The following is a 7121-nucleotide window of genomic DNA, read 5'->3' as shown; positions in this document are numbered from 1 at the left end:
CGACGAAATCGAATTCTAACGAATTAACGATTTCTGTCCCACTCTCTTTTCTTATAGTTTGAAACTATAGCTAGGTCTTGAAAATGGGAAAACCGCTCTCCTCATAATAGTGATAAAATAGTAATCAGTTAGATTGAATGTTTATCGGAGGGCAATATGAGTAAAAAACGCAATATCAATACGATTTTGGCACAGGCAGGAATCAAGTCGGATAAAGCAACGGGAGCTTTGACGACTCCTTTGCATTTCTCTACGACTTACCAACACCCAGAATTTGGTCAGTCTACAGGTTTTGACTATACCCGTACGAAAAATCCAACACGCGCAACAGCTGAGAAGACTTTGGCAGCTATCGAAAGTGCAGACTATGCTTTGGCGACAAGCTCTGGAATGTCAGCCATCGTGCTTGCTTTTAGCATTTTCCCTGTTGGTTCAAAAGTCTTAGCCGTTCGTGACCTTTATGGAGGCTCTTTCCGCTGGTTTAACCAACAAGAGCAAGAAGGTCGTTTCTCTTTCACCTATGCCAATACGGAAGAAGAACTGATCCACCATCTAGATCATGATCCGGTGGATGTCCTCTATATTGAAACACCAACCAATCCATTGATGTTGGAATTTGATATTGCTCATTTAGCCAAATTGGCCCATGCAAAAGGTGCTAAAGTAGTGGTGGACAATACCTTCTATAGCCCTATCTATCAACGCCCAATTGAAGAGGGAGCGGATATTGTTCTTCATTCAGCAACCAAGTACCTGGCTGGTCATAACGATGTCTTGGCTGGTGTTGTCGTGACAAATGAGGCAGATCTGTATGACAAACTCTTTTACAACTTGAACACGACAGGTGCTGTTCTTTCCCCATTTGACAGCTATCTGCTGATCCGTGGTCTCAAGACGCTCTCTATCCGGATGGAGCGCTCTACAGAGAATGCTCGCAAGGTGGTCGAGTTTTTGAAAACCTCCCCTCAGGTCAAAGAAGTCCTCTACACTGGAAAAGGTGGAATGGTCTCCTTTAAAATTCAAGATGAGAAAAAAATTCCTAACTTGTTGAATTCCCTTCAAGTCTTTACCTTTGCAGAAAGTCTTGGCGGAGTTGAAAGCTTGATCACTTATCCTACCACCCAAACTCACGCGGACATTCCTGCAGAAGTTCGTCATTCATACGGTTTGACAGATGATCTTCTTCGGTTGTCCATCGGAATTGAAGATGCGGATGATTTGATTGAAGATTTGAAACAAGCATTGGAGGCTTAAGATGACCAAATATGATTTCACGACTTTACCGAATCGCTTGACCCACCATACCTACAAGTGGAAAGAAACAGAGACAGATCCAGAAATCATTCCGGCTTGGATCGCGGACATGGATTTTAATGTCATTCCAGAAGTACGAGAAGCTGTTATCGGCTATGCAGACCAAATGGTCTATGGCTACACCTATGCATCGGATAGCCTCTACCAGTCTATCCTTGATTGGGAAAAAGAAGAGCATGGCTATTCCTTTGACAAGGAAGCGATCGTCTTTATCGAAGGTGTCGTGCCAGCTATTTCAACAGCCATTCAAGCCTTCACCAAGGAAGGGGATGCTGTCTTAATCAATACGCCAGTCTATCCTCCGTTTGCACGAAGCGTCAAGCTCAATCGTCGAAAATTGATCGAAAATTCATTAGTTGAAAAAGACGGACTTTTCCAAATCGATTTTGATCAGCTAGAAAAAGACATTGTGGAGCAAGAGGTTAAACTCTATGTTTTATGCAATCCGCACAATCCTGGAGGCCGTGTATGGGATCGTGAGGTCTTGGAAAAAATTGGCCATCTCTGTCAAAAACATGGTGTCCTTCTCATTTCAGATGAGATCCACCAAGATTTAGCCTTGTTTGGCCACCGTCATACCAGCTTTAACACAGTTGACCCAAGCTTTAAAGACTTTAGCTTGATCTTAACCAGTGCGACCAAGACTTTCAATATTGCAGGAACAAAAAATTCTTATGTGGTTATTGAAAATCCAAAACTTCGCACAGCTTTTAAACAACGGCAATTGGCCAATAACCAACATGAAATCTCAGGCTTGGGCTATATTGCTACAGAAGCAGCTTATCGCCATGGCAAACCTTGGTTGACAGAGCTCAAGCAAGTCTTTGAAAAACACATTGACTATGTTGTAGATGAATTGCAGGAAAAGACCAAAATCCGTGTCATGAAACCCCAAGGCACCTATCTTCTTTGGTTGGACTTTTCAGCCTATCCTTATAGCGATGATGAGCTGCATGCTAAAATTCATGACCAAGCCAAATTGATTTTGAACCGTGGAACAGATTTTGGAAAAGAAGGAAACTTGCATGCCCGCCTCAATGTGGCAGCTCCCTTCACCCTCATTGAAGAAATTACCAAACGCTTGGTGGAAACTTTTCACAAATAAGTGTTGACTTTCTGTAAGTGAAGGAGTACAATAAACTCGAAATACGGTAGGTGAGGCTACCACAAGGATACGGATGACTACCGCAAAGCAGTGGAGACACTACTCGTTGGTCAACAGTCCTGATCGCAAAGGTCAAGACTAAGCTCATTTCATTGCCTTGCGGAGCTAAAGCTTGGACGGTCAGTTTTTTGAGAGTTCTGATTGAAAAATAAATGACGAGTTTCATGAGTCCTACCGATCGAGGGTAGGACTCTTTTTTATGCCTTACCAAGAAAAGAGAAAGGAGAGAGCTATGATACAAATCGACGATCATCCCGAACCGCACCGAACCAGCCAATCGCTGATTTGTGTCGTAGGGACTCCAAAAGTGATTGGCTCCTGATTGAAAAAGGAGATACCAATGCAAACAAATAAAGAAAGACTCATTGCTGCTCTTCAAGAACCACTTGAAAGCACCTTTGCCACCTACAAAACCAGTGCCCTTGGTTTAGTTGACGATCAAGTAGAAGAAAACCGCGATATTTATGGTGAAAATGTCATCACAAAAGGTCAAGAAGATTCCATGATCAAAAAGATCTATGAATCGATTATCAATCCTTTTACGGTGATTTTGTTGGTCATTGCGTTGGTTTCCTTCATCACTAATGTCTGGCTAGCAAAGCCAGGTGAACAGGATCCAACGACCTCCATCATCATTGTGACCTTGGTCTTGATCTCTGGTGGTATCCGCTTCATTCAAGAATTGCGGAGCGACAAAGCAGCTAGCAACTTATCACGTATGATTGTCAATACAGCGACCGTTCTGCGTGATGGATCAGAACAAGAAATTCCGATCGATGAAATCGTCGTAGGAGATGTGATCAAACTAAGTGCCGGCGATATGATTCCAGCAGATGTGGTCTTGATTGATTCCCGTGACTTCTTTGTCCAACAATCTGGCCTCACAGGGGAAAGTGATGCTGTTGAAAAGGTTTGTCTCAGAAAAGCTGACAGTCAAAATCTAGATAGTCTCTTGGAAAGTGAAAGTTTGGCCTTTATGGGGACCAATGTCATCTCCGGACGGGCGACAGCCTTGGTCTTGGTCGTGGGAGATGAAACCATGATGGGAGCTATTGAGCAAACCATCAACACTTATGACGAACCAACCTCATTTGAGAGAGAAATGAATACCATCTCTTGGCTCTTGATTCGGCTCATGTTAGTGATGGTGCCCATTGTCTTTGTGATCAATGGCCTCACAGATGGTGACTGGTTAGAAGCGGGTGTCTTTGCCCTCAGCGTTGGGGTTGGTTTGACTCCGGAAATGCTGCCGATGATTATTACAGCGAGTCTTGCTAAGGGCTCCATCATTATGGCAAAAGAAAAAGTCGTTATCAAAAAGCTCAATGCCATCCAAGACCTCGGCGCTATCGATATTTTGTGTACTGATAAGACAGGAACCTTGACCCAAGATGAAATCGTTTTGGAGTATCCGCTTGATATCCATGGCGAGTTGGATCTATCAGTCCTTCGCCGGGCTTACTTGAATTCCTATTTCCAAACCGGGCTAAAAAATTTGATGGACCGAGCGATTATCAATCGGACCCAGAAAGAAGCCAAGAAACATGAAATTGTTCGCGACCTGGATCAAACCTTCCATAAGATTGATGAATTGCCCTTTGATTTTGAACGTCGTCGCATGAGTGTCATTGTCAAAGACGAAGACGGTGTGGTCAGCATGGTGACCAAGGGTGCCTTGGAAGAAATGCTTTCTGTATCGACTTATGTTGAATACAAAGGTGAGATTAAACGCCTGACAGATGAAGTTCGTCAAGAGGTCCTCGCTGAAGTTGCTCAGTTAAATGAACAAGGACTTCGTGTTTTGGGTGTTAGCTACAAAACCGATTTGGACGAAAATGACATCTTTAGTGTTGAAGATGAACGAGACATGATCCTAACTGGTTACCTTGCCTTTCTTGATCCACCAAAACCTTCTGCAGCTCCAGCGATCAAAGCTCTTGCAGAATATGGGGTAACCACCAAGATCTTAACTGGGGACAATGAAAAGGTCACCCAAGCTGTCTGTGAAAAAGTAGGACTAGATGTCGAGCGGATTCTTTTGGGAAGCGAAATCGATACGATGACAGACCAAGAGTTAGCACAAGTTGTGGAAACAACAACGGTCTTTGCCAAACTATCACCAGATCAAAAAGCGCGGATCATCCTCTGCCTCAAGAATAATGGCCACAAGGTTGGTTACATGGGAGATGGGATCAACGATGCTCCATCCATGAAGGTCTCAGACGTTGGGATCTCCGTGGATACCGCTGTGGATATTGCCAAGGAAACAGCAGATGTCATCCTTCTAGATAAGGACTTGATGGTTCTTGAAAAAGGCTTGGTCGAAGGCCGCAAGGTCTATGCCAATATGACCAAGTACATCAAGATGACGGTCTCTTCTAACTTCGGGAACATCTTCTCTCTTCTCTTCGCCAGCATCTTTTTGCCTTTCCTTCCAATGGCTCCCGTTCATTTGATTGTGCTCAATCTTATCTATGATCTTTCTTGTATCGCCCTTCCTTTTGACAATGTCGACAAGGAATTCCTCAAGAAACCTCGTATCTGGGAAGCAAACTCTATCATGCGTTTTATGGCCTGGATTGGTCCCATTTCATCTGTATTTGATATTATTACCTACATGCTTCTTTACTTCCTTGTTGTTCCTATGATTTTAGGTCATGGCTACAACCATGGAGCAGCAGATGCAGCAGCCTTTATCATGGTGTTCCAAACTGGGTGGTTTATCGAATCCATGTGGTCTCAAACCATGGTTATCCATATGTTGCGTTCACCAAAACTGCCATTTATCCAAAGTCGTCCAGCCTTCTCAGTCGTGGTGACGACTCTAGCAGCAGCCTTCTTTGTAACCTCCCTTCCATATAGTCCTTTGGCTTCTATCTTGAAGTTGAGCCAACTAAATGGATTGTACTTTGTTCTATTGTTTGCGATTATCGTCCTTTATATGCTGAGTGTGACGGTTGTCAAACGTATCTATATTAAGAAGTACAAAGAATGGTTGTAATTGATTGATAGAAAGAGTGAGTCCGAACTTAAAAAATTAAGTGTAAGGGCTCTCTTTTTTTGGTAAAATTTGGTATAATAAGAAGAATGTAAAGTTGGAAATGAAGATTTCCATGTGCTGTGAGTATCAAAGAGGGACTGAAAGAAAGAGTAGAGCTTGACTCCGCTTTTATCATAGCTCTTTTTTGAATAATAACAGCTTAGAAAGAAGGATCTCAAAATGGGAAAATTAGAAGTTATTACACATCCACTGATTCAACACAAATTGTCTATTCTCCGTCGCACGGATACCTCTACGAAGGCCTTTCGTGAATTGGTAGATGAAATTGCTATGTTGATGGGCTACGAAGTGTTGCGTGAATTGCCTCTTGAAGATGTTGAAATTGAAACTCCTATTACTAAAACCGTTCAAAAGCAAATCGCAGGGAAGAAATTGGCTATTGTCCCAATTCTTCGTGCAGGGATTGGGATGGTTGATGGTCTCTTGAGTTTGGTACCAGCTGCTAAGGTTGGCCATATCGGGATGTACCGTGATGAAGAAACCTTGAAACCAGTTGAATACTTGGTGAAATTGCCAGAAGATATTGATCAACGTCGTATCTTTGTAGTAGACCCGATGCTTGCTACGGGTGGATCCGCTATTCTAGCGATTGATTCCTTGAAAAAACGCGGCGCTAGCCATATCAAATTTGTCTGCCTAGTATCAGCGCCAGAAGGGGTGAAAGCTCTTCAAGAAGCTCACCCAGATGTGGATATCTTTACAGCAGCCCTCGATGATCATTTGAATGAACATGGCTACATTGTTCCTGGTCTTGGAGATGCAGGTGACCGTTTATTCGGTACCAAATAAGAAGCCATTCATGATTCGTCCGAAAGGTGCTTAAGATTTGACCTTTTTTGACCATTGGTTTATAATAGCACATATACTTTGAACCTCACGAATCGTGAGAATGAATGGATACTAAAGGAGAAGAATAGATGATTCCAGTAGTTATTGAACAAACCAGTCGTGGAGAACGTTCTTACGATATTTATTCCCGTCTGTTGAAAGATCGAATTATCATGGTAACAGGACCAGTTGAGGACCAAATGGCTAACTCCATTATCGCTCAATTGCTCTTCTTGGATGCCCAAGATAATACAAAAGATATCTATATGTATATCAATACACCAGGGGGTTCTGTCTCTGCAGGTCTCGCCATCGTAGATACTATGAACTTTATCAAGTCAGATGTCCAAACCATTGTCATGGGGATGGCAGCCTCTATGGGGACTGTCATTGCTTCAAGCGGTGCGAAGGGCAAACGCTTCATGTTGCCAAACGCCGAGTACATGATTCACCAACCAATGGGTGGTACTGGTGGTGGTACCCAACAAACCGATATGGCGATTGCAGCAGAACACTTGCTCAAAACACGGAATAACTTGGAAAAAATCCTTGCGGAAAATTCAGGTCAATCCATTGAAAAAGTGCATGCTGATGCGGAACGTGATAATTGGATGAGCGCGCAAGAAACACTTGAATATGGCTTTATTGATGAAATCATGGCCAATAATAAATTGGGCTAAACCATCCTATGGGAAGGTCCGTCAAGAGGCTGGGACAAAAGTCCTAGCCTCTCAATTATTTTTGGATTGTCGA

General features: G+C 43.0%; 5 protein-coding genes and 1 riboswitch. All 5 genes read left to right on the top strand.

Annotated elements, in window-relative coordinates; all coding sequences use genetic code 11:
- The first annotated feature begins 156 nt into the window (after positions 1–156).
- Positions 157–1254, top strand: a complete 1098-nt coding sequence (locus ADG03_RS01205; protein ID WP_049471747.1) for a cystathionine gamma-synthase — start codon at positions 157–159, stop codon at positions 1252–1254.
- A gap of 1 nt (position 1255) precedes the next feature.
- Positions 1256–2419 (top strand): MalY/PatB family protein, encoded by a 1164-nt coding sequence (locus ADG03_RS01200; RefSeq protein ID WP_049471748.1) that lies wholly within the window; start codon positions 1256–1258, stop codon positions 2417–2419.
- A 35-nt stretch (positions 2420–2454) separates the two neighbouring features.
- A riboswitch (M-box (ykoK) riboswitch) is annotated at positions 2455–2612 on the top strand.
- 207 nt (positions 2613–2819) lie between these two features.
- Positions 2820–5480, top strand: a complete 2661-nt coding sequence (gene mgtA / locus ADG03_RS01195; RefSeq protein WP_049471749.1) for a magnesium-translocating P-type ATPase — start codon at positions 2820–2822, stop codon at positions 5478–5480.
- Positions 5481–5699: 219 nt separating this feature from the next.
- A complete protein-coding gene (gene upp / locus ADG03_RS01190; protein WP_003005574.1) occupies positions 5700–6329 on the top strand; it encodes a uracil phosphoribosyltransferase in 630 nt (209 codons plus the stop codon).
- A gap of 128 nt (positions 6330–6457) precedes the next feature.
- Positions 6458–7048 (top strand): ATP-dependent Clp protease proteolytic subunit ClpP, encoded by a 591-nt coding sequence (gene clpP, locus ADG03_RS01185; RefSeq protein WP_049471750.1) that lies wholly within the window; start codon positions 6458–6460, stop codon positions 7046–7048.
- Positions 7049–7121: the final 73 nt, after the last annotated feature.

Origin of the sequence: Streptococcus parasanguinis, from assembly GCF_001069785.1 — a bacterium.
GTDB lineage: Bacteria > Bacillota > Bacilli > Lactobacillales > Streptococcaceae > Streptococcus > Streptococcus parasanguinis_T.
The sequence above is the reverse complement of the archived record's forward strand: the minus strand, read 5'-3'. Positions and strand labels throughout refer to the sequence as shown.